Source organism: Acinetobacter sp. ABJ_C4_1, from assembly GCF_044538495.1.
Lineage (GTDB): Bacteria > Pseudomonadota > Gammaproteobacteria > Pseudomonadales > Moraxellaceae > Acinetobacter > Acinetobacter nosocomialis_A.
On record NZ_JBIUCQ010000004.1, the window covers coordinates 93,376 to 117,348 of the forward strand.

Genomic DNA, 23,973 nt, shown 5'->3' on the forward strand with positions numbered 1-23,973 from the left:
ATTAATTCAGTTCGTTATATACCATATCTTCTAGTTCTGAGTATGATGATCTAACGCGAATATCATATTTATTGAACTTTGATAAAACTAAAAAGACTTTATTGAGATAATGATTCTCGATAATAGGAGGATAAGGAAAGATCTGAACCATACATTCATTACTATCAAAATATGATGGATTTTTTTCCTCATCTAACAATCTCATTACTTTAAAAAAGTATTCACCATCAATAGTTGCTGGAGTTACAGGTCTCATATATCTATCTTCGTCTTTTAAATAAACACCAAGATGTTTGACTAATGGAGATGATAATAATGAGTATTTAGCTAAGGCTGATTCCCCAGAATAAAAAGAATCTAATCCCGATAGTTTAGATTCAGAAACTGGAAGAAAACCAGTGCAAAGAGAGGAAAGCCTATTTCTATAACGATCCCATGTTTCACGACGAGTGATAGAGAACCTAAATTCATTATTTCGACCTTGTTCAAATCTTTCTATAATTCCATTTTCTAGTAACTCTTTAAAAGTTCTAGATGCAGCCATTTTAGATACACCAAATGTATTTGTTATATCTAAACTATTAAAAAAGCCACTGTATTTCCCGGATAGGTAATAAGCAATAAGATAAGAAGGAATAATGCCAAAAGGTTTATCTTTATCAATAAATTGAAAAGGTTTTTTGAAATTATCTCCTCCTTTATGAATAAACAGTGAGGGTATCAATGAAAAAGAACCTGGAATGACCCAACCCATCCCTATTGCAGATATCTTCTTCATAGAAGAATCTGTAATGTATTTTGCTACTACAATTACTGGGAGTTGGTGTTTAGCATAAATGCGTTTTAAATGTAAAAAATTATTTACTTCAAGATATTGAATATCTTCAATACATAAGAAAAGGAATAAGTTATTGTTGATCTCTACTACATAAGCAGATGATTTATTTTTGATCTGAAAAGGTAATTCATTACTTATATTTTCTCTTACTATGGGGGTAAGAAAAAAGGTCGTTTTTATATATGAAATTGCCTCATCAATTAGTTGATCCATATAGCTTCCTTGGGAGTTATTTTTGAAATAGTAACGTATATGCGTTACTATTTCAAAAAATATAATTTTGTTAAATTAACCTATTGATATTAAAAATAATAAAAAGTAACTTATATTGTATTTTTTTATTTTACTTTACTCTAATAATACAAACATGCGTTACTATTTTATATTCCTATTGAATGTAGAACGAACTATAGTAACGCATATGCGTTACTATAGTTATTTTAAATAATTAAATGCAAATAACATTTTGATTTTAAAATACAAATTTTGTAACAATAACTTTTTAAAAATATAATTTATTCTTTTTATCTTAAGCATGCGTTACAGTGGATAATGAATAGAGAAATTACAAGGTGATAGTGCTAAAGATGGCTCATGAAGGTGCTTAATTTTTTAGATGAATTTCAAAATTTTTAATAGAGAAAAAATTGTAAAGTTAAAAAAGGCGAGTTTATCTCGCCTTTTTTATTACTCAATGCCCAGCAAACGTAGAAGTGCCGTGCCAACAGCGGCCAAACAAATCACCAATAACAGAGGAACTTTTTTCCAAACCAAGAACAGTGCTAGTGCCACCCCAAATATACGTGCGAAGCCTGCGAAATATTGGCCTTCAAAAAATGTAGTGGTCACGGCAATTGCACAGAGTAAAACAGTTGCACCGTTTGAGAGTAAAACTTGGTATTTTTCAGAAAAAGAGAACTTGGCACCCAAGTGAAAACCCGCAAAACGAATACTGTAAGTACCCAGTGCAAGTAGGCCTATACCTAAAATAATAAATAACTGTTGACTCATTTCTTTCTACCCCATATCAATCCAAAAAGCGAAATCAGAATTGGAAGTCCTGAGGCCAAAAAGGGTGTAGTTATCAGCGCTAAAGTTGACCCTGCAAATGCAGCTTTTCGAGTAGATTTATTCTTTAAAGCATTAAAAGTAAGTGCAATTAAAATAGCTGGGAAAATGGCATCTAGACCAAATGTTTTTGGGTCTGGAATAGCACTTCCAATAAAATAACCCACAGTGACACCGAGTGGCCAAGTCAGCATGATGCCTATACCACATAGCCAGTAAGCGGCTTTTTTTGTCTCGAAATCGGGCTGTGCCATGCCAAACAAAACGCTTTCATCATTCATGATATGAGCCCCGAAATATCGAGAGAATTTACCTCGGATTAGTTCATTAACCGCAATGCCAAAAGGTAGATGTCTTAAATTGACGAGTAGTCCTGCAATTGCAGCCGCAATTGGACTACCACCTACCGCCAAGAATCCAATAAAAATAAATTCAGCAGTTCCTGCAAGCACAAAGACAGATAGGCAAAGCGGGATCCAGAGTGCTAAGCCATAACTTGCAGCGAGTGAACCTAAAGACATACCAACCACGCTGGTTGCTAGACATACAAAGAAAATCGAGCGGGTGGTGTCTTTACTAAGTTTTTTAATCAGAGAGTATGTAGACATAGCATGATATAACGAACGATTTTCCATTATAATGAATAAGTCTGATTGTTTTGTCAAAACGAACGATCGTTTTTTTTATAGAACGGGTAGAATGAATGTCTCAGCCAATTGAAATTATTGCCAAAGGTTTAACGCGTGAACGCCAAAGAGCAGGGCTTTCATTGGCAGAGGTGGCGCGCCGTGCAGGTGTTGCCAAATCTACACTTTCTCAATTAGAGGCAGGGCAAGGTAATCCCAGTATTGAAACCTTATGGGCACTTTGTGTTGCACTCAATATTCCATTTGCACGTTTGATGGAAGAGCCGAGCAATCAAGTGCAAGTCATTCGCTGTGGCGATGGGCCAACGGTGAGTTCGGAGATTGCCAATTACAAAGCAATTTTGTTGGCGACCTGTCCCCCCCATGCGCGCCGAGATGTGTATTTATTGATTGTTGAACCGGGTGAAGATCGACTTTCAGAACCACATCCAGTTGGTTCGGTAGAACATATTATTGTAGTGGAAGGGCGAGCTCTAGTGGGTTTAATTGATGAAGCGGTTGAGCTGGGTGTTGGAGACTATATTTGTTATCCAGCCGATCAAAAACATATATTTAGAGCTTTGGAAACAGGCACAAAGGCGTTATTAATTTCTGAGCAAAACTAAAGAAATTCAATCTGATTAAAATAAAAACAAAAAGCCATTTACCAGCATCTTCTACAAAAAGGGCCAATTTTGCGTATAAATTTTGCAATTGGCTCTCTCTTTTATTACAAAAATGGCTCTCGTTTCTTGAGTGCCGAAACGACAAATTAAAGCCATTGGAAGTATGCATACGGAAGCGCCGGATAAGCTCAGTGAATTTTCTGTTTTAGGAGTTGAGCAGAACGGCTAAATTTTTAGGGGATATTTTTTGGCTTCGGAGGATTTCCGAGACTAGCCGATATCCTCCATATATTAAGGAAAATGATATGGCAGCTCATCAAAATGGTTCTGAAGCCAATCACTCCCAAAGTTTAAAACATGGACTCAAATCACGCCACTTAACCATGATCTCGATTGCAGGGGTAATTGGTGGCTCTCTCTTTGTTGGCTCAGGCAGTATCATCTACAACACAGGTCCTGTGGTTTTCCTAACTTATGCTTTAGGTGGTTTACTCGTTTGGTTCATCATGCGTATGCTAGGCGAGATGGCCGTTTTAAACCCTGATAGTGGCTCTTTTTCAACATATGCTGACCGTGCGATTGGTCGTTGGGCAGGTTTCTCAATTGGCTGGTTGTACTGGTGTACGCTGGCGATGCTCATGGGCTGGGAAGCTTACGTAGCAGGAAAGATTTTAAACAACTGGTTTCCGTTTATACCGATCTGGGTTTATATGACCGTTGTCATCGTCGCACTGGTTGTTGTCAACTTACAAAACGTCAAGAACTATGGTGAATTCGAGTTCTGGTTTGCGCTCATCAAAGTCATCGCGATTGTTGTTTTCCTTGTGATTGGTAGTTTAGCCATCATGCATTTATGGCCTTGGGGCAATCCGGCTGCATCTGGTATAAGTAACTTAACCTCTCAAGGCTTTATGCCAAATGGTGGTTCATCAGTGATTACCGCCTTGCTTGGGGTGATGTTCGCCTATATTGGCGCTGAAATTGTTACTGTAGCAGCGGCAGAGTCTGCAAATCCATCTAAAGAAATTCGTAAAGCCTCGAACTCGGTGGTTTGGCGTATTATTTTATTCTACGTTGGTTCAATGTTTGTTGCTGTATGTCTTATTCCTCACAACAATGAACTTTTGAAAGATTCAACTTGGGGAACCTATAGCGTTACGTTGTCTGCACTTGGTATTCCGGGCGCGCGCCATATCGTAAATTTTGTAGTTCTAACATCGGTATGTAGTTGCTTTAACTCAGCGCTTTACACGTGTTCACGGATGCTATTCTCGTTGTCTAAACGTGGTGATGCACCAAAAAGTTTTGGTTCTGTAAACAGTAAAAGCAGTCCTTGGGTGGGTGTGATTGTGTCATGCTTCTTCTCTGTAATTGCGGTAATTTTAACTGCAACAGAGAGTATGAATGTTTATGACTTCTTCATGCTAACAACAGGTGCAGCAACACTATATGTGTACCTGACCATTGCTTATTCTCAGCTTCGTATGCGTAAAAAATTAGAAGCTGAAGGTGTGAAAATTGACTTTAAAATGTGGATGTTCCCTTACCTAACCTATGTGGTGATCTTTGCAATTATTGGTGCAATTCTTACCATGTTGATTGAAGGCACCTATTTTAAAGAAGTGATTTACACCACAGCATTGTTCGGCATTATTGTGTTCTTCGGGTTATTGTCTGAAAAATTGGGTTGGGGTAAAGAGCGTAGAGCGACTCATTTAACTCATAGCCATGAAGAAAAGTTAGTTTAAATTTTTAAACCAAAAGAGCCTCACAATGAGGCTCTTTTTTATTTTACTCAGATAAAAATCAATTCAGTGTGGGTACACCTGCTTCACGTAAGCATTGAAGCAAGACGCCAAAAGCCATCACCATATCTTTTTCATTTACACAGGCAAAGCCCATCAGCAGTCCGCGCTCTGCATGTGCATGCGACTGCATGTAGTACTGAGACAGTGGACGAACCTTGACGCCACGTTCAAGCGCTGTGGCTGCAATCGCGACATCATCGCAAGAGTTCGGTAGTTTTAAAACCAGATGTAATCCGGCCGCTTCATCATATTCATGAATAAATTCGGGGCCAAGATAGCGTTGAATTAAGCTCACCAAGTAATCGCGGCGTTTACCATAGAGCAGTCGCATACGGCGAATATGCGCTTCATAATGGCCTTCACGAATAAATTCAGCGAGGGCTTTTTGCTCAAGCAAGTGCCCACCACGATAAAGTTCGGCCGCAACAATACGTAGCGATGAAAATAACGGCTTAGGGACGACCAAATAGCCAATTCTTAAAGATGGATAAATAGTTTTACTAAACGTGCCCATATATAAAACAGGTGCGTTATTTTCTAAGCCTTGCAAAGATGGATAAGGCTGGCCCGAGAAACGGAACTCACTGTCATAGTCATCTTCTACAATCCAGCTATTGTGCTGGCGTGCAATCTCAATCAATTTACGTCGGCGGTTTAGGCTTAAATGAGAGCCAAGCGGATATTGGTGTGAAGGTGTGACAAAAATGAGTTTAGGCGGTACTGCCGGATTTTCTTCAGGAATAATGCCTTCAGCATCGACAGGCATGGGCTGAATATCGAGGCCATTAATCCGTAATGTATTACGCATTCCCCAATAAGCGGGATCTTCAATCCAGACTTTATCTCCCATATCACTCAGTGCACGTGAGACTAAATCAATAGCTTGGTGAATGCCTTCGGTAATAATAATCTGGTCTGCATCGCACTGGACTGAACGCGCAACACGTAAGTAATCTGCCAATGCACTTCGAAGCTCGATACAGCCACCAGCATTGCTGTAAATCAGGCGGTTAATGTCAGGCTCTCGGCTTAAACGTGCTTGAATGCGACTAAAAATATGATGTGGGAACTCAGTCACATCTGGTGCTCCCGGCACAAAAGCTCCCCATTGGTGTGGCGACGCTGCGGCATAGCCCAATAAGTTGGAACCACGCTGTGATAGCGCATAAGAATTTTGAACTTTCGGGCTTGAAACTACTTTTTTCTTGTTTTGTGTATTTAAAAAACTCTCTGGTAATTTTTCGGCAACCCATGTGCCGTGTCCCGTACGGGCTTCTAAGTAGCCTTCAGCTTGTAGCTGTTCATAGGCACTAAGCACTGTATTTCTTGAAACATGAATTTCACTGGCTAAGTCGCGTGACGCAGGTAGACGAGTCTTGGGTTGGATGACTCCATCAATAATGGCACCACGCAGGCAACGGAAAAGGCGTTGATGTAGTTTCCCTTCAGTGTCCTGTTGGAGTCGTTGTAGCAAATGATCTCCAAGTAAACTACGCAATTGGCTCTCTCCTACAGTTAAAAAGTGGCTCTCGTCAGTTGGCATCAGACGAGCGAAATTACATGCATAGGCAGTCGTTGTAAAGCACCCTGAAAATTAAGCACAGGATGCAAGAAACCAAAGCTGCAACTGATGATGAAAATATGAGGGAATCAAATGGATAATCAACATTCTGCACTTAACGCACGTAAACAGCAAGCAACTCCACGTGGTGTAGGCGTGATGTGCCAGTGGTATGCAGAAAAAGCTGAAAATGCCACGCTTTGGGACAAGGAAGGCAACCAATTTATCGACTTTGCAGGTGGTATTGCTGTTTTAAATACAGGTCATCGCCACCCTAAAGTGATTGCAGCAGTAACTGAGCAACTTACTAAATTTACTCACACTGCCTATCAAGTAACACCTTATGAAAGCTATGTGGCTTTGGCTGAACGTATTAATGAGCGCGCGCCAATTGCTGGTCCTGCGAAGTCAGCGTTTTTCACAACAGGTGCAGAAGCAGTTGAAAATGCGGTGAAGATTGCTCGCTCTTATACAGGTCGTCACGGCATTATTACTTTTGGTAACGGTTTCCACGGTCGTTCATTTATGACGATGGCAATGACAGGTAAAACTGCGCCTTACAAACGTGATTTTGGTGTAATGCCAGCGGGTGTGTTCCACGCACGTTATCCAGTACCTGCTAAAGGCATTTCAGTAGACGCAGCAATTGAAAGCGTTGAAGATATTTTCAGTGAAGATATTGCACCACATGATGTTGCGGCAATCGTACTTGAGCCAGTACAAGGTGAAGGCGGCTTCAATGTAGTACCAGCTGAATTCTTAAAACGTTTACGCGCAATTTGCGACAAACACGGCATTTTACTGGTTGCTGACGAAGTGCAATCTGGTTTTGCGCGTACTGGTAAATTGTTTGCAATGAACTATTACGAGACTAAAGCAGACCTTATCACGATGGCGAAAAGCTTGGGCGGCGGTTTCCCTATTTCGGGTGTTGTAGGCCGTGCAGAAGTCATGGATGCACCAAACCCAGGTGGTCTAGGCGGTACTTACGCAGGTAGCCCGATTGCGGTTGCAGCTGCGCACGCGGTAATTGATGCGATTGAAGAAGAAAACTTATGCGACCGTGCAAATGAATTAGGTGCTGAGTTAGTCGCTACCCTTAAAGATATTCAGCAAGCAACAGGCGACGTCGTAACTGATATTCGTGCTTTAGGTTCAATGGTTGCAGTAGAGCTTGAAACGGCTGAACAAGCAAAAGTTGTACAAAACTATGCAATGGAAAACGGGTTGTTACTTCTTACTTGTGGTAAATACGGTAATGTAATTCGTTTCTTATATCCATTAACCATTCCTGCTGAGCAATTCCGTCAAGGTCTTGATATTTTGAAACAAGGTTTTGCGACACTAAAAGCAGGTAGTGCAAAAGCAATGGAGCAATCTGCATGATTCAAAATAATTTGCAGTATTTATTAAAACATCCTGATATTGCATTAGAAGCACCTGCATCAAATGACTATATCGAGGTGAATGATGCTGCTACGGGTGAAACTTTGGCATGGGTGAAAACCTATGACCGCGCAGGGGTTGAAGCCGCAATTAACCGTTCGGCAAAAGCGCAGGCTGCTTGGAAAAAGCAAACTGCCTTGGCGCGTGCTGATGTGCTATTGGCATGGTACAACCTCATGCTTGAGCACAAAGAAAATCTGGCTCAAATCTTAACAGCTGAGCAAGGTAAGCCATTGGCAGAAGCACGTGGTGAAATTGGTTATGCAGCATCGTTCATACGCTGGTTTGCTGAGCAAGCGCGACGTATTGATGGTGAAGTCTTAACACCTACGTTACCAAACCAACGTCTGCTCGTGATTAAACAAGCAATTGGTGTTACTGCTGCCATTACGCCGTGGAACTTCCCAGCTGCCATGATTACGCGTAAAGCAGGTCCAGCGATTGCTGCGGGTTGCTCAATGTTGGTTAAACCAGCAGAGCAAACACCGTTAACTGCCTATGCACTTGAAGTATTGGCGTTACAGGCAGGTTTACCAGCTGATGTTTTAATTAACATTAGTGGTGATGCGGTTGAAGTAGGCAAAACACTATGCGAAAGCGATATTGTTCGTAAGTTAAGCTTTACAGGTTCAACACAAGTTGGCCGTATCTTGATGCAACAATGTGCGCCAACCATTAAAAAGCTTTCACTTGAACTCGGTGGTAATGCACCAGTTGTGGTATTTGACGATGCCAACCTTGAACAAGCAGTTCAGGGCATTATGGCAAGTAAATATCGTAACAGTGGTCAAACCTGTGTTTGTGCGAACCGTATTTATGTTCAAGATGGTATTTACGATGCGTTGGCAGACCGTTTGGTTGAAGCCGTGTCTAAGCTTAAAGTTGGTGATGGCCGTCAAGAAGGTTCAACTCAAGGACCTTTAATTGATGAAGATGCGATTGCAAAAGTTCAGTCTCATATTGCAGATGCAACTGAGAAAGGTGCAACCGTTCGTATTGGTGGTCAGCGTTCGGCACTTGGTGGCACATTCTTTGAACCAACAGTTTTAACTGGTGTAACGCAAGACATGAAAGTGTCTAAAGAAGAAACTTTTGGTCCGCTTGCACCGCTATTCCGCTTTAAAACTGAAGATGAAGCAGTGGCAATGGCGAATGATACCGAGTTTGGTTTAGCTGCTTATTTATTTACTCAAAGCACAGCGCGTCAATGGCGAGTGGGTGAGGCACTTGAGTACGGTATGGTCGGCATTAACACGGGCGCGATTTCAAACGAAGTTGCTCCGTTTGGTGGCGTAAAACAGTCAGGTCTAGGTCGTGAAGGTTCAAAATTCGGCATCGAAGAATATGTCGAAATGAAATACCTCTGCGTAGACTTATCTGAGTAAGGGATAAAGCGAGTTCGTTTTGTTCTGAACGAAAACATGCAGTTATGCTGTATGTGATGTTTCACAAAAACCGGTCATGCCCATTCATGACCGGTTTTTTTATTTAAGTCGGCAAATACCCTTCATGGCTTTCGGGTAAACGCCTGAGTTCTTCAATCAGAGTTTCAATGAGTTTTTCGACCACAAGGCGTTGGCCTTTTCTAGACACATAAACCAGTTGTAGCATGCCAATATTCGACTTCCAGTCAGGAAGAATATGCACAAGTGTGCCTTTACGAATTTCAGATTCGACAGTTAAAAAGGGAAGGTCGGTGATGCCTAAACCATCCATCACGGCATAGTAAACACCTGCCAAGTCATTACTTTTGATTCGTGGTTGATAAGGCACATCAACCGATTCGCCATTTCGAATATTGCATAAATGCCAAATATAATTTTGCTTTTGCGTGCCTAAGCTAATACTTGGAAAGTCTTGTAATTCAGAATAATGTTCAATGGTTCGACCTTGTAATAATTCAGGCGAAGCCACTAGGCAGTGATCGGTTTTAATTACATCACGAACAATTAAATTCGAGTCTTCATTCGGTTCAAAATTGGTCCGAATCGCAAGGTCGATGTCATCATGCAAGATATCTACTCGACGGCTGGTCAGCTCAAGAGATATTTCAACTTTAGGATAGGTTTTTAAAAACTGATTTAAAATTTTTCTAATTTGAAAATGCATCATTAAAGGTGGGCAACTTACTTTTACTAGCCCTTGAGGCTCACTTTTTTGTTTTAACAAAACGTTTTCTGCACATTCAACTTGAGCAATGACTTTGCAGCATTCCTCGTAAAACTCTTGACCTAAATCGGTCACTTTAAAATGGCGGGTTGTTCTTTGAATGAGGCTGACATTAAATTTATTTTCAAGGTCAATAATACGTCGGCTGAGCTTGGATTTACTAATATTTTCAGCTTCACTGGCCGCACTAAAGCCGCCGTGTTTTACGACTAAATAGAAATAATAAAAATCATCAAAAGAACTTATCAATGTCCGTTCAACCCCTTTAAATTCAAGATTAGAATGCTTAAGCACCCTAATCTTGGCAATAGAACTTATTTTTGGCTAGTGTTGTGATTGTAACTTGAAATCAGGTTACGGTAGTCAGGAATGTGATTTGAGAACAATGTACCCAAACCTTCAATATCATTACGCCAGTCACGGTGTAACTCACACGCCATACCAAACCAAGTCATCAGCTGAGCACCTGCTTTTGACATACGGTCCCAAGCAGCATCACGGGTTAATTCATTGAAAGTACCTGAAGCATCAGTAATCACGAATACTTCAAAACCTTCTGCGAGCGCAGATAAAGCAGGGAATGCCACACAAACCTCAGTGACCACACCTGCAATAATCAGTTGTTTTTTACCTGTTGCTTTGACTGCTTTTACGAAGTCTTCATTGTCCCAAGCATTGATTTGACCTGGACGAGGAATAAACGGAGCATCTGGGTGAATTTCTTTTAACTCAGGAACTAAAGGACCGTTTGGACCGTTTTCAAAACTGGTCGTTAAAATAGTCGGTAAGTTAAAATATTTTGCTGCATCTGCAAGTGCTAAAACGTTATTTTTAAATTTATCAGGATCGATATCTCGAACTAAAGAAAGTAAACCTGCTTGGTGGTCAACTAAAAGAACCGCAGCATTATCCTTATCTAAACGTACGTAATCTTGAGCCATTTTTATATCCTCATGTTATCAAAATAAATAATCAAAAATTATTAAGTAGGTCGTTAGTGCCTAAAATTATGCTAGTTGAGTTTGTTGTCGTGATTAAGTCTAAAAAATAGGATTAAGAATTTTAAAAATAGGACGATCTTTTAAAGAATACCTCAAACTTTAAGATTGTCTCATATATGAAATAATGTGTTGCTAAACCTCATCTATAAACTGCAATTATTGAGGCGTAAAATCAATCTCAGTTCAAGAAAATCCTACATATATAGGAGAGATCAGATGAAGAAATTTCTTGGTGCATATCAAAATAACCACATGCATTGGGTTGGTGATGGTTTCCCTGTATATAACCTGTTCTCTTATGACCGTTTAGGCCAAACCCTAAGCCCATTTTTGTTACTGGATTATGCAGCGCCTTATAACTTCTCACCAACCACCGAACAACAAGGTGTAGGTTCACATCCTCACCGTGGCTTTGAAACTGTGACTATTGCCTATCAAGGTGAAGTAACACATAAAGACTCAAGTGGCGGCGGCGGAACCATTAAAACTGGTGACGTACAATGGATGACTGCGGGTGCAGGGGTGTTACATGAAGAGTTCCATTCTCCTGAATTTGCAGAGCATGGCGGTCTGTTTGAAATGGTGCAATTGTGGGTAAATTTACCTTCACATTCAAAAATGACCCCGGGAAAATATCAAGCGATTGAAGCCAAAGATATTCCAGACATCGCGCTAGACGAGCACGGTAGTCATTTACGTGTGATTGCAGGTGAATATGCAGATGCAAAAGGTGCAGCAACGACCTTTAGCCCATTAAACGTATGGGATGGTAAATTGGCTAAAGGCCAAAAACATACCCTGTATGTGCCTGAAGGGCATACCACACTTGTGGTGGTGTTAGAGGGTGCGGTTGTGATTAATGATACAAACCGTCTTGAAGGTAAAACTGTTGCGATTTTGTCTCGTGAAGGTGTTGAGTTTAGTCTAAATGCTGAAGAAGACACTAAATTCCTAGTGTTGACTGGCCAACCACTGAATGAGCCAATCGAAGGTTATGGTCCATTTGTCATGAATACCAAAGCCGAGATTATGGAAGCGATTGATGACTTTAATCGTGGAAAATTCGGTTCAATCATGCAAGAAGCATAAATTGCTAAGCTGCGCTTAATGAACCTTTAAAAACAAAGTAATAAAAAGCCCGCTATCAAGTGTGAATAGCGGGCTTTTTCGCTGTAAAGTTTCTAGTTTTATGATGGACATCGTTATTGTGTCGGCATTGTTTTGTGTGATTCAGTTCTCATTATTATGACCCCATAATACCGCAAAAAGTTTTTCTTGTAAAACGAATGATATAAATATAGTTAAATTATCTTATTTTATTTAAAAGAATTTTTTTAAATTTTTAAAAAATATAGATTTTTATACACTTATCCTCTTTTGTAAAATTTTATGAAAATCATTTGCACGCGTTCTTTAAATTTTTTCTATATAAATTGATGCAAAAAATAAAAATCTGGTAGTTTTTAATACGGTGTTTTTTTAGGGTATGAGTGATAATCAAAAAAATTCTCGAAAAATGGGACATCATTTTGGATATCGCAATTATTGGCAGTGGAATGGCAGGACTTGCAGCAGCAAGAATTCTGAAAGATGCAGGGCATACAATCACGATATTTGAAGCACTTCCTGGCCGGGGAATGGATAGCCATAGCATTGAGTTCGATGGTGGGATTATTGATGCGCCATTGCGTGTTATGAACCCGCATCTATGGAAAAATACACTCAGCCTTGCTGCACACTTAGGTATTAAAACTTTCCCAGTTCGTACCTATATGTCTTGTAGCTGGTTATTTGAAGATCGTACTGAAACATGGTTAACCACATCTCGTAGCCGTATTGGTAATTTCCCGATTATCAATAACCGTAAAGGCATCCAGCAGTACGGCTGGCGTCTTGTGAAAGGGATGTTGCAATTAAAAACTGCGATTCACCAGTTTTTCAAATCTAAAAATCAAGATATTACTCTCGCTGAATTTATTAATCAGAACGACATAGAAGAAGTATTCTGGCATGGCGTAGTGATGCCAGTGCTCTATACCATTTGTACATGTAACCCAAAAACAATTGGCGACTGGCCTGCAAAAAACCTTCTAGAGTTTTTACGCCATTTAACTGATGGCGACATGCTATTGCGTATGAAAGGTGGTACACCTGCATTTGTAGACAGCTTAATTAAAGGCATTGATATCCATAGCGGTTCGGCAATTAAGAAAGTTGAGCAACAAGGCGAAAAAGTACTGGTTGAAAATGCGCAGGGCGATAAGGGCACATTTGACCGCGTTATTGTGGCGACACCAACATCTAAGATTGAAGAGTTCTTAAACCCTGAGCAGTTTGCAGATGATATGAATCTACTTAAACAGTTCCGCTTTGAGCAAGGTGACTTAGTTATTCATACTGACGCAACAGTGATGCCACCACGCCGTAAGGATTGGTCAGTGCTGAGCTATATGATGGACCGTAAGTTTACTCGTCAGCAGTTTACAGTTTGGATGAACGCTGTTGAGCCATCACTTGTGGGCAAAAATCCTGTATTCCAAACTTGGCGTCCAGTGACTGATATTGATCCTAAAAAAATCATTTCAAAAGTGACCTTAACGCGTGCAGTTGTAGACTCGCAAACCATTGCTCTAAACAAAGAGCTACAGCAACGTCATTTAGAACCAAATCGTAAAGTATTTTACTGTGGTTCATGGTCATGTGATGGCTTGCCAATTTTAGAATCAGCCGTGACTTCTGCAATGCACATTGCTGAAATTTTAGGTGCTCCTTTACCATTTGTAGGTTTAAAACCTCAGGTTGAAGTTGCCCCAGAACTCGGTTACTAAAATTGTGAAAACAAAAGTTCGAGCAGCTCTCTCTCGATTCATTCCTCATAAATATGCCATTGATGCATCAAGTTTGGGGGATGATGGAGAACTAGCTTGGACAAATTTGGGTTTTTGGAAAAATACCCAAAACTACCCTGAAGCTTGTCGCCAATTGGCTGACCATTTGGCACAAGCTGTCAATTTAAATTCAAAAGATTATTTACTCGATTTAGGCTGCGGACAGGGCGCAAGTTTATTGCACTGGTTACAAAACTATCAGCCCAAAAGTATGAGTGCCGTTGAGCTACAAGCCCAATGTGTTCATAAAATTCAAAAACTTATTCCTAAAATAAGTCAGATTTTCTGTGGTTCATTTTTAAATTTAAAACAATTTGAATTCAAACAACCATTCGATGTGGTGCTCTGTATCGATGCGGCTTACCACAGTCATTTAAATTCATTTCTAGATTCGGTCACTCCAGTTTTAAATTCAAAAGGTCGATTAGGTTTTCATTACTTAATGCGTGCAGAGTCATGCCAAAACATGACCATGCTACAAGAACAAAAGCATCGTTATTTACTCAAAGCAGCCGATGTCGCTTGGGATGCTGTACCAACTGAACAAATACTAAGAACGACTTTGCAACAGCAAGGTTTTACAGATATTCAAATTGAAGATTTATCTGAACAAGTATTATTCGGTTTTTCAGAGTATATTCAAAAACGGCAAGGACAATCTCATAGCCGAGGGTTGGCGAATTTTAAAATTCAAATGACTGCAAAGTTATGTCAGCAACTCTACCAAAGTGGATATGTCCGTTATATTCAAATAACAGCAATAAAAAAATAGGATGAGCCATGTCAGCCAAATATCAAGGATCGTGTTTATGTGGAGCGGTGAGCTACCAAAGCGAAGTAGAGCCACGTTATAGCTTTAATTGCCATTGTCGAGATTGCCAAAAGGCAACAGGTTCGGCATATGCACCAATCGCTTTTTTTCACCAATCTGAATTAAAAATAACGGGCGAACTTAAATATTTTGAGACTCTAGGTTCTTCTGGCCGAGCAATTAAAAGAGCCTTTTGTCCAACGTGTGGATCCCAGCTTTTTGGTTTACCTGAAATTGCCCCTGAAATGATTTCAATACGTGCAGGTACGCTGGATGACCCAAGTCTTTACCAACCTAAAGCGGAAGTCTTTGTAAGCCAAGCCTATGCTTGGGATATGCTAAACCCGAACCTTAAACACTTTGAAAAAATGATAGAGAAGAAAAAAGAAGGCTAGAGGTATTCTGACAAGCCCGTACGCTTTTTCGTACATACATTCGGGAAATTGGCGTCTTTTTAGAACTCTATTAATTACCTATGATGAACTCATCAGGAACAGGAAGTTCCGAAACGTAAAACAACAATAATAAGTTTAAGCATCAGGACGTGAGGTATTACAGGATGTATACCTAGTAACGAAATACGAAAAAAGCCCAACAGGATGTTGGGCTTTTTTCATTTCTTATTAACGAATTTCTTTTCCGCCTAAGGCAGCACAATCAAATGGTGTATTCCATTTTACCGCAATACCTGTAAGTACTGGACGAACAATACGCCATGGCCAGAAACCAAATCTTTGTCTCTGCTCATAATCAATCACTACATCTGCACCATATTTACGTGCTGCGTTTGCTAATTTAGGTTTTATTTCTTCATAGCCGCCATATATTCCTTTTGCGACTTTAATGCGTTTAAGAGACTTATAGTGGTCAGCAGAAGGTAGAGTCTCAAGTACGCAGACTGGTGATTTTAAAATGTTTTCTGCTTGAGCCGCAGAACTCGTGTTTTGAGCTTGTACTGTAAAAGGCAACATTATAAATAAAGTAGGCAAAACAAAACGTAGTTTCATCTTTTCCCCGTTGAATGTAGTAATGAATGAATGTTTATAAAATAGGGCTTATTATCATGACCTTATTTGGGGGCGCATTATAATCGTATCTTGTTAATATTTCTTATTTTTAAATCTATTTTTTAAAAAAATTAAGAAAGTAAGATTTGTGTTTTGGAGGAAATAAATTCTTTTAAGAAAATCATTTTGAAGCTCAGGTTTATAATAATATTTTGGAAAAATATATACCTTTAAAAATATGATGGACATACTAGGTCTCAAAATATAACAACAGCAAAAGAACTGATTAAAGAATTGGGGAAAATAATTATAAATGACGTATTTTAAAATCTATAGACAACAAAAAACCCCATAAATCAAATATTCATGAGGTTTAATGATGGTGCCGGCACACGGATTCGAACTGTGGACCTACTGATTACAAGTCAGTTGCTCTACCAACTGAGCTATGCCGGCGATGTGGAGTGAATTTTACAGTTTCTTAAAAAAAATACAAGCCAAAAAATGAGCATTTAAATTTTTTCTCTCAAATTTTAAATATTCATCCGGTTAAGCTCTAGCAATAACTTAAGGTTTCAGCGTATAAATAAATGAATCAACACGTTCGCCACTATTTAGAGTGACTTGTACAGGCACTCTTTCGTACTCTTCACCTTCAAAGTCATCTAGTAATTTCCAGTTTGCATCTAAATGTTCTGAGCTAAAAACAAAGCCTTGCACTTGATTGGTACTATCATCGAGTACAATTCCCGGATAGCCTAAATCCGCGCCCCAACCTTCATTACGTAAACTTCCATTTACCCAACCTTCTGCCCACTGGCCGCCAATATTTTCAAGTATATGGGCATTAGGGCGACCAGGGCCTAAAGTGCCATAAACAAATAAACTCGACATGTGAATTTCCTTTCATGTATCAATTAATACGCTTTTGCGTGTTTTGTATAAATTACTAAAAATATTCCAAGTAATGACAGTACAACGGTCAAGGCTACAATCGCACTCCAGCCGCCGTGTAACCAAAACCAACCACCTGCCGAACCGACAATACTTGATCCCATATAGTAAAACAGCAAGTAAAGCGAACTGGCATGAGCTTTGGCTTGTTTGCTTTCAGCGCCGACTGAACTACTGGTAAGTGAATGGGTAATAAAGAAACCCGTGGTAATAAATGCAATGCCAATAATAATGCCGAAAAGAGAGCTGAGCAGGGTCATGAGGCTACCCACAATCATGAGCGCAAAGCCACTCATCATCATGGTTTTTTTACCAAAGCGATCGGCTAATCCACCTGCCAATGATGAAGACACCATCCCAAAGCTATATGACAAGAAAATAAGGCTAATTTGAGTCTGACTCAGTGAATAAGGCGCGCCGCTTAAACGGAAAGTCGCGTAATTAAACAGAGTCACAAACACACTGGTGAGCAAGAACCCAATAGCAAACAGACGTAATAATTTAGTATTGCTTAAATGAGCACGCCACATTTGCATATGAAAGCCTAAATTCAGTCCTTTTTTCTGGACGAAATTACGCGAAGCAGGAAGTAGGTTTAAAAAGGCAATTGAGCAAATAAAACAGATTGCCCCAAGTAAACCTAAAGCGGTGCGCCAAGAAAAATATTCAACCAAAATACCCATGCCGACACGGCCCATCATGCCACCAAAAGCAGTACCTGCAATATACAACCCCATGGTTTTACCCAAGTGTTCAGGTGCGATTTCTTCAGCAATCCAAGCCATTGTTACTGCGGGTACACCACCGAGCAGTAAACCTTCTAATGCACGCGCCATCAGTAAACTGTGCCAGTTCGGGGTAAACATTGAGACAATATTAAGAATTGCTGCACATAGCATAGATGTAAAGATTACCCCGCGACGGCCAATCGCTTGTGAAAACGCGCTTGATAGCACAATCGAAATCGCTAAAAAAGCAGTCGTTAACGACAGCGCCAAAGAGCTACTCGCAGGACTAATCTGGAAGCTTTGGCTAAATGCAGGCAACAGCGGTTGTACACAATAAATCAGTGAGAAACTGGCAAAACCTACAAGGAACAAAGCGAAACCTGCATGTTTATAGGCTCTAGTTCCTTTGTGAATCCACTCACGGGAAAGCACAGAAGTTGCTTCAGTGTTTAAAGTGCTGGGTGTAGATGAAGAGCTCATATCATGACCATGACAGAAAAAAGAGCAGTGCTTTGGGCATGCTGCATCGAGAAAATTCGATGAATTAAAATTAGCAATTTAGAGGGTATTTTTCTAATATATTTAACAATAGGTCATAATACGTTTTATATATAGCAATGGAACTAAGACATATACGCTACTTTTTAGCGGTAGCAGAAGAAAAAAATTTTACTAAAGCGGCGCATCGTTTAAACATGAGCCAGCCGCCTTTAAGCATGCAAATACGCGACTTAGAAGAAGAACTCGGTGCAGATTTATTTATTCGTTCGCCTCATGGGGTGGAGCTGACCGAAGCGGGGCTTGCCTTTTTAAATGCAATTCAGCCAGTGCAGCAGCGTGTAGAAGATGCAGCCAACCTTGTAAAACAAGTGGCAAATGGCGAAGTGGGTCAATTAAGGTTAGGCTTTACAGGTACTTCAATGTTGAATCCTTTAATTCCTAAATGTGTTCGCTATTTCCAGCAGCAATACCCGAAAGTAAATTTAAAGCTTGAAGAAGCCAACACCTTACTACTCATTGACCTATTACTTGAAGATCGTTTAGATGTTGCGATTATTCGCTCACCCCGCAACATTCCAGATAGTCTCATTCTTCAAGAATTATTAGCAGAACCACTCATTGCTGCTTTGCCTTCCGAGTCTTTGAGTTTAGATGATTCAACACAAGAAATTGATTTAACCACACTGCGAGAGCTTGATTTTATTGTCTCACCACCATCCATTAGTGCAGGGCTTTTTGATGCAATTAAACAAGCCTGTCATGAGCGTGGTTTTGAACCGAAAATTGGACAAAACGCCCCGCAAATTGTGTCGATTTTATCTTTGGTGTCTGCAAACTTAGGGGTATCTTTGGTGCCAGAGTCGACCAAACAATTACAAATACAAGGTGTGGCTTATCGCTCTTTGAAAGCACCTGTCCCTACGGTGGGTTTAGGGCTTGCCTATAAAAAACATGCCCCTTCACAAATGGCGATTAACTTTGCCAGTGTGGTGCAAGTGGCTTGCCACCACACCAACGAAATTGATGAAATAAGCTAAATTATGATTTAGGCGCTTTATTCATTAAAAAGATGCCTGAAATAATGAAAATTGCACCATATAAAAACGATAAAGTTGGCTGTTCATGAATGAAGACCCAAGCCATAAGCGCTGCAAAAATAGGCTCGGAAAGCTCGGTCACTTGTACCTTTGCGGCACTCATATAAGACAACGCTTTAGTGGTACAGAAAAAGCCAAGTATGGTTGGCAGAACAGCTAATCCAATCAAACCTAAAACAATGTCAGTATTAAAATGAATACTATGCAAGTTTATTAAAAAAGGAACGGCAAGATAAACACTACCAAATAGCAATAAATACTTGGTAAGAAACAGCCCGCCGTTTAATTTGAACCTTTTAACTAAAACCGAAAATAGGCCATAACCCGTACCGGCAATTGAAGCGTTGATCAGCATTAATAAACTATTTCCACCTTTCCAAGAAATAATACTAATGCCAGCAACTGCCAATAATGTTCCTACAAGAGAATGCAGGTAGATGCTTTCTTTTAATATGAACCGACCAAAAAATAGGGCAGAAATAGCAGCCGATGCCATGAGTACTACAACGACATTGGCTGCAGCACCATGGTTGTAGGCAATGGTCTCGAAAAAGAATAGAGAGAAAATCCCTAAAAAAGCACAGATGGCAATTTGAGTAAAAACACTGAGCTTACTTGGATTGCTACTTATATAGGCAATCTTTTGGCTCACAGGCACTTTAAATAAAAAAACACTTAAAAAGAAAAAGGCAATAATGGTTTTTAAAAAGGCAATGTCTTGTGGGTTTAAACCACTGTGCATGAGTAATTTACTAATTACACCAATAGATGCATTTAAAGCCGCTGCACAAAGTGCAAATAGGGTTCCAATAACTAGATTATTCACTCTTATAATTCTTCCTAAGTTTTACGCATGCAGTCTACATTATTTTTTGGATGAATATTCAACTAAAATAATCAGTTAATGAGTAATATTTATAAAGATTTCTTTGGAATTTATTTAATAAACTTTATAAAAACTTAAATGCTTCTAATAGACTTTTGTTTCAAATAATTGTGATTTATAAAACTTACTCATATTATATAATTAGTTAATTATTAAAGAATTTTAAAAATGATTAAATCTATTATTTCAGGTTACGCGGTTCTTACACTTTCGGCTCTGGCGGTCACGCATGCAGAGTTTTCTTTTGAACAAGAATTACAACAAGGCTGTAATAAAGTGAAGCAATACGCGAGCTTAGGTAAGAAAAACTACGACCAAAAACAATATAAAAAGGCGCTCGAAAACTTCCAAAGCCAAGCCTCTTGGACTGCCTTTTGTAAAGCCAATGAAGATGAAACCACGGTTAAATTTACCGACCGTGATATTGAAGTTGCCAACAATAACGTGGGTTTAGCCTACGCCAAATTGGGTCAGCCACTGTGGGCGAGAGCATGGTTTATGCTCGATGAAAAATCAAAGTCGAGTCTGTTTAACCTTCAACAGTTACCAGCCCCTAAAGCGTCAAATGATTTGTCGGGTGAGTATGTGCGTTACTCGGGTTTTGGTGAGTGGGATCACATCACGGTAAGTCGTAAACAGGGCCAGTATGCGATTGGCTATTCGGGTGTTTATATGGGCTTACGAAGCTTAATTTATGGCCCAAACATGGGTCAGTTCGATACCAAAATGCCGACCAATGCCAAACAAACCATTTATAAAGATGAAGACTGTCGTATTCAGCTCGATTTTAAAACGAGTGCGAAATTAGGCAATTACATTCAAGTTAAACAAAACGAGGGCAACTCGGGTTGTGGCTTTGGGCATAACGTTTATGCAGACGGCACTTATTTAAAAGTTGAGTCTGGAAAATAAACTTAAAAACTCTAGGAACTAAATAATGAAAAATATATTTGCACCTTTACTGCTTGTTTCGACGGTTATTTTGTCTGCTCAGGTCTATGCGGATGTGGCAAATACAACATGTAAAGAAGTGAAATTTCAAAAAGCCGATGAGGCGTGGAGTGGGCACTACTATTTACATGGTGTGATGGAAGTTGGTTCAGAACTTTTACTTCAGCCAGACGGCAAGTTTAAATGGATGCTTGCAGTGGGGGCGTTGGACCAATATGCCGAAGGCACATGGTGGAAAAACGGTGACTGTATTGGTTTAAAACCAGAGGCTAAATTTAAAAAATATTTAAGTATTTTCCCTGAAAGCTTAACGATTTCGGATAAATCTTTAGACGCGATCTGGCAGGGTGGACGTCAACAAGGCACATATAGCAAAGACTAAATAAAAAAGTCCGACACTGAGTCGGACTTTTTTATGGCTTATATTTTAGTGGTTGACCGCAGCAAGTTGCTGAGCGTTATAGCGTGCGCCCATGTTTGGGTATCTCGCAATAATCGCTTCAATTTCTGCCAAGTCTGCCGCTGTTAAATGAAGGTCTACAGCACCAGCATTTTCCACGAGACGTTCGATTTTACGTGTACCCGGAATTGGAATAATGTCGTCACCTTGCGCCAAAATCCAAGCCAAAGCCAGTTGAGCTGCTGTCGCATTTTTGCTTTGGGCAAATTCGCTAAATGCCTGCGCTAAGCTTTGGTTATTTTTCCAGTTATCACCTTGGTAGCGTGGCAACTGACGACGGAAATCGTTTTCATCTAGGCTACCCACATCAAGCGTATTGGTGATTAAACCACGCGAAAGCGGTGAATACGGCACAAGGCTAATGCCTAACTCACGAATGGTTTGAAAGTGCGTATCTTCCAGCTCACGAGTAAGCAATGAATATTCGTGTTGAACCGCTGCAATTGGGTGAATTGCATGTGCTTTACGAATGGTTTCCGCCGATGCTTCACTGAGTCCTAAATAACGAACTTTACCTTGTTTGACCAAGTCGGCCATTGCGCCAATGGTGTCTTCAACTGGAACATTTGGGTCTATGCGGTGCGCATAATACAAATCGATCACGTCTGTATTTAAGCGTCTTAAACTGTTTTCGACCGCAACTTTAATCCACTCTGGAGAACCGTCGATATAAGACTCTAAAGAGTTTTGTGGATTAAGGTTGTCTTCTTTATAACGAAAGCCAAATTTGGTCGCTAAGAACACTTTGTCGCGATGTTTTTCTAAAACTTTTGAGAGCAAAACTTCGTTTGCGCCGTTGCCGTACATGTCGGCGGTGTCCCAAAAGTTAATGCCGAGGTCTAATGCTTTTTCTAGGGTTGCAATGCTTTGTGTGTCGTCTGAGGCACCATAGGCAAAGCTCATTCCCATGCAACCTAAACCAAGTGCTGATACTTTTTCGCCTGTTTGTCCTAAAGTTCTATATTTCATTTTTCACACTCTTTTTGCAAAATCACTTGAGTAGAAAAACTATAAAATGCTTTGGCTCAAACTGACGTATAACATTCAAACCAATAATTATAAAATTCAAACAATCTGTTTTTAGGCCACACAGTCTTCACGGAATTTTTTAGGCGAAAAACCGGTATTTTTCTTAAAGAAGTTGGTGAAATACGCTGAATATTCAAAGCCTAAGCTATAAGCAATTTCGGAAATATTCCAACTGGTGTGTTGTAATAGCGCTTTGGCTTCTTGCGTAATACGCGAGCTAATATGTTCAGAAGTCGTTTTACCTGTGGCTTCTTTTACAGCGCGGTTTAAATGGTTCACATGCACCGACAAGCCATAGGCATAGTCATTTGCAGTTTTGAGTTTGAGCTGAAAATGGGGTGAGTCGATCGGGAACTGGCGCTCTAATAATTCAAAGAATAAATGGCAAATCCGAACCGCAGCATTACTATGTTTTTCAAACTGTTGGGTTGGTTGCATTTTCATGGCTTCATGCACAATCAGGTGCAAATAGTTTCTTAAAACGTTGTATTTATGAATATAGTCTGAATTTATTTCATTCATCATCTTTTTGAAAACAAATGAAATTTCTTCAACTTGTTGGTCGTTTAAAAAATATAGGGGGTCGCCGTCGACTTTAAACAGTGGTGAGTCTTTTAAAAAACTTTGTCGCGATTCTTGGTTTACAAACTCTTCGGTAAATAGACAAAACCAGCCTGCCTGTTCGGGTGAATTAATTTCCCATGCATATGGCACCATTGGGTTTGAAAACAGTAAAGCAGGGCGGTCGACTCGTATCCAGCGGTTGGCATAGTGAAGTTCGCCTGTGCCTAAAACCAGTGAAATTTTATAATAATCACGGCGGCTATAAGGTGTGAGGAACGAGCAGGCATCACGTTGGAACACGTTAAAATGTCCAAACGAGGTTGATGGAACCGAGTAATCGCTATCTTTGGTTAAAGAAAAGCGGCGATAAAAATCATGTATGGTTTCCATGTCTTTGCCTGCATGCGTTATCAATTTATTTAAAGTTATAAAATTCAAACTTTATTTACTGTAGCTTTTATTTATAGCGTGATCAATCTGTTCATTTAAACAGGTTTGAAAATGAACGGTAAATTAATAATGAAAGAATGAACCAGTAGAAATAAAAATATTTTATAAATTAATAATATATGAATATTGACACTTAAAAACTTGATAACTATTCTTTGTTTGCAAACGATTTTGCGGTAGAACGAAAAGGGGACACTTTCGAGTGTGCTGGTGCTGTGCCCAGTCTGCTAACCCCTTATCGTTTTGCCACCATTTTACGGTAGAATGGTAAGAGGACACCTTCGGGTGTGCTGGTTCTGTGTGTCCAGTCTGCTAACCTCTTATCGTTCTATCACCACTCTACTAATCCCTTTTCGCTCTGTCACCATTTTTATTATTATCATGACATCGTTAAATTTAAATTGAAGGTCTTTTTAGCTTAAATATCTAATTGAATAAACAACAATAATTATTTAACCAATTTCTATTCAACCTTACATTGACACTTAAAAACACGCGGATTAT

The 23,973-nt window shown here is 39.7% G+C and carries 23 protein-coding genes and 1 tRNA gene; 11 read left to right on the top strand and 13 right to left on the bottom strand.

The annotated features are described in order from the left end of the window. Nucleotide 1 precedes the first annotated feature (1 nt). From ACIF8R_RS07310 to ACIF8R_RS07320, 3 genes are all read right to left on the bottom strand, one after another. A complete protein-coding gene (locus ACIF8R_RS07310) occupies nucleotides 2-1,051 on the bottom strand; it encodes a hypothetical protein (protein WP_396479975.1) in 1,050 nt (349 codons plus the stop codon). A 474-nt stretch (nucleotides 1,052-1,525) separates the two neighbouring features. After that, nucleotides 1,526-1,849 carry an AzlD domain-containing protein gene (locus ACIF8R_RS07315; protein ID WP_396479977.1) on the bottom strand — a complete coding sequence of 108 codons (324 nt, stop codon included), beginning with the start codon at nucleotides 1,847-1,849 and terminating at the stop codon, nucleotides 1,526-1,528. Beyond that, the gene (locus ACIF8R_RS07320) at nucleotides 1,846-2,541 is read right to left on the bottom strand and encodes an AzlC family ABC transporter permease (RefSeq protein WP_396479979.1); all 696 of its coding nucleotides are present in this window, start codon (nucleotides 2,539-2,541) and stop codon (nucleotides 1,846-1,848) included. The genes ACIF8R_RS07315 and ACIF8R_RS07320 overlap by 4 nt, the downstream gene beginning before the upstream one ends. A gap of 68 nt (nucleotides 2,542-2,609) precedes the next feature. On the opposite strand from ACIF8R_RS07320, the gene ACIF8R_RS07325 reads away from it, so the two are divergent. Then, on the top strand, nucleotides 2,610-3,158 hold the full coding sequence (locus ACIF8R_RS07325) for a helix-turn-helix domain-containing protein (protein WP_000081859.1): 549 nt from the start codon (nucleotides 2,610-2,612) through the stop codon (nucleotides 3,156-3,158). A gap of 305 nt (nucleotides 3,159-3,463) precedes the next feature. Next, complete coding sequence (locus ACIF8R_RS07330; RefSeq protein ID WP_000718865.1) at nucleotides 3,464-4,906, top strand: amino acid permease; 1,443 nt, start codon at nucleotides 3,464-3,466, stop codon at nucleotides 4,904-4,906. 58 nt (nucleotides 4,907-4,964) lie between these two features. Here ACIF8R_RS07330 and ACIF8R_RS07335 read toward each other — a convergent pair whose 3' ends face one another. Continuing rightward, nucleotides 4,965-6,464, bottom strand: coding sequence for a PLP-dependent aminotransferase family protein (locus ACIF8R_RS07335; protein WP_396479981.1), 1,500 nt, complete (start codon nucleotides 6,462-6,464; stop codon nucleotides 4,965-4,967). A gap of 156 nt (nucleotides 6,465-6,620) precedes the next feature. Between ACIF8R_RS07335 and gabT the strand changes: the two genes are divergently transcribed. After that, entirely contained in the window at nucleotides 6,621-7,913 is a 1,293-nt protein-coding gene (gene gabT, locus ACIF8R_RS07340) for a 4-aminobutyrate--2-oxoglutarate transaminase (protein ID WP_004705036.1), read from the top strand. After that, a complete protein-coding gene (locus ACIF8R_RS07345) occupies nucleotides 7,910-9,358 on the top strand; it encodes an NAD-dependent succinate-semialdehyde dehydrogenase (RefSeq protein ID WP_151750016.1) in 1,449 nt (482 codons plus the stop codon). Before gabT ends, ACIF8R_RS07345 begins: the two co-directional genes overlap by 4 nt. 103 nt (nucleotides 9,359-9,461) lie before the next feature. Here the strand turns inward: ACIF8R_RS07345 and ACIF8R_RS07350 are convergent, their stop codons facing one another. Next, nucleotides 9,462-10,436: a LysR substrate-binding domain-containing protein gene (locus ACIF8R_RS07350; protein ID WP_396479983.1), complete on the bottom strand. Its 975-nt coding sequence runs from the start codon at nucleotides 10,434-10,436 to the stop codon at nucleotides 9,462-9,464. 20 nt (nucleotides 10,437-10,456) lie between these two features. Continuing rightward, the gene (gene ycaC / locus ACIF8R_RS07355; RefSeq protein ID WP_005078592.1) at nucleotides 10,457-11,083 is read right to left on the bottom strand and encodes an isochorismate family cysteine hydrolase YcaC; all 627 of its coding nucleotides are present in this window, start codon (nucleotides 11,081-11,083) and stop codon (nucleotides 10,457-10,459) included. Nucleotides 11,084-11,359: 276 nt separating this feature from the next. On the opposite strand from ycaC, the gene ACIF8R_RS07360 reads away from it, so the two are divergent. The 4 genes from ACIF8R_RS07360 to ACIF8R_RS07375 all read left to right on the top strand — a co-directional run bounded on the left by ACIF8R_RS07360 (nucleotide 11,360) and on the right by ACIF8R_RS07375 (nucleotide 15,237). Beyond that, on the top strand, nucleotides 11,360-12,232 hold the full coding sequence (locus ACIF8R_RS07360) for a pirin family protein (protein ID WP_227062560.1): 873 nt from the start codon (nucleotides 11,360-11,362) through the stop codon (nucleotides 12,230-12,232). 440 nt (nucleotides 12,233-12,672) lie between these two features. Continuing rightward, nucleotides 12,673-13,971: an FAD-dependent oxidoreductase gene (locus tag ACIF8R_RS07365; protein ID WP_060465166.1), complete on the top strand. Its 1,299-nt coding sequence runs from the start codon at nucleotides 12,673-12,675 to the stop codon at nucleotides 13,969-13,971. Between the two features lie 4 nt (nucleotides 13,972-13,975). Next, nucleotides 13,976-14,803, top strand: a complete 828-nt coding sequence (locus ACIF8R_RS07370; protein ID WP_396479986.1) for an SAM-dependent methyltransferase — start codon at nucleotides 13,976-13,978, stop codon at nucleotides 14,801-14,803. 8 nt (nucleotides 14,804-14,811) lie between these two features. Further along, on the top strand, nucleotides 14,812-15,237 hold the full coding sequence (locus ACIF8R_RS07375; protein ID WP_343568901.1) for a GFA family protein: 426 nt from the start codon (nucleotides 14,812-14,814) through the stop codon (nucleotides 15,235-15,237). Between the two features lie 228 nt (nucleotides 15,238-15,465). Here the strand turns inward: ACIF8R_RS07375 and ACIF8R_RS07380 are convergent, their stop codons facing one another. The 4 genes from ACIF8R_RS07380 to ACIF8R_RS07395 all read right to left on the bottom strand — a co-directional run bounded on the left by ACIF8R_RS07380 (nucleotide 15,466) and on the right by ACIF8R_RS07395 (nucleotide 18,011). Beyond that, entirely contained in the window at nucleotides 15,466-15,849 is a 384-nt protein-coding gene (locus ACIF8R_RS07380) for a hypothetical protein (RefSeq protein ID WP_396479988.1), read from the bottom strand. A 380-nt stretch (nucleotides 15,850-16,229) separates the two neighbouring features. After that, nucleotides 16,230-16,305: transfer RNA gene (locus ACIF8R_RS07385), tRNA-Thr, on the bottom strand. Nucleotides 16,306-16,416: 111 nt separating this feature from the next. Then, nucleotides 16,417-16,743 carry a gamma-glutamylcyclotransferase family protein gene (locus ACIF8R_RS07390; RefSeq protein ID WP_396479990.1) on the bottom strand — a complete coding sequence of 109 codons (327 nt, stop codon included), beginning with the start codon at nucleotides 16,741-16,743 and terminating at the stop codon, nucleotides 16,417-16,419. 23 nt (nucleotides 16,744-16,766) lie between these two features. Then, the gene (locus ACIF8R_RS07395) at nucleotides 16,767-18,011 is read right to left on the bottom strand and encodes an MFS transporter (RefSeq protein WP_396479991.1); all 1,245 of its coding nucleotides are present in this window, start codon (nucleotides 18,009-18,011) and stop codon (nucleotides 16,767-16,769) included. A gap of 137 nt (nucleotides 18,012-18,148) precedes the next feature. Between ACIF8R_RS07395 and ACIF8R_RS07400 the strand changes: the two genes are divergently transcribed. Then, nucleotides 18,149-19,069: a LysR family transcriptional regulator gene (locus ACIF8R_RS07400; protein WP_396479993.1), complete on the top strand. Its 921-nt coding sequence runs from the start codon at nucleotides 18,149-18,151 to the stop codon at nucleotides 19,067-19,069. Nucleotide 19,070: 1 nt separating this feature from the next. On the opposite strand, the gene ACIF8R_RS07405 is transcribed toward ACIF8R_RS07400, so the two are convergent. Then, complete coding sequence (locus ACIF8R_RS07405; protein WP_396479995.1) at nucleotides 19,071-19,955, bottom strand: DMT family transporter; 885 nt, start codon at nucleotides 19,953-19,955, stop codon at nucleotides 19,071-19,073. A gap of 228 nt (nucleotides 19,956-20,183) precedes the next feature. On the opposite strand from ACIF8R_RS07405, the gene ACIF8R_RS07410 reads away from it, so the two are divergent. Then, nucleotides 20,184-20,927: a hypothetical protein gene (locus tag ACIF8R_RS07410; protein WP_396479997.1), complete on the top strand. Its 744-nt coding sequence runs from the start codon at nucleotides 20,184-20,186 to the stop codon at nucleotides 20,925-20,927. Nucleotides 20,928-20,952: 25 nt separating this feature from the next. After that, nucleotides 20,953-21,348, top strand: a complete 396-nt coding sequence (locus ACIF8R_RS07415; RefSeq protein ID WP_396479999.1) for a hypothetical protein — start codon at nucleotides 20,953-20,955, stop codon at nucleotides 21,346-21,348. Between the two features lie 45 nt (nucleotides 21,349-21,393). On the opposite strand, the gene ACIF8R_RS07420 is transcribed toward ACIF8R_RS07415, so the two are convergent. Then, on the bottom strand, nucleotides 21,394-22,395 hold the full coding sequence (locus ACIF8R_RS07420; RefSeq protein WP_396480001.1) for an aldo/keto reductase: 1,002 nt from the start codon (nucleotides 22,393-22,395) through the stop codon (nucleotides 21,394-21,396). Between the two features lie 111 nt (nucleotides 22,396-22,506). After that, a complete protein-coding gene (locus tag ACIF8R_RS07425; protein ID WP_396480003.1) occupies nucleotides 22,507-23,409 on the bottom strand; it encodes a helix-turn-helix domain-containing protein in 903 nt (300 codons plus the stop codon). Nucleotides 23,410-23,973 lie beyond the last annotated feature (564 nt).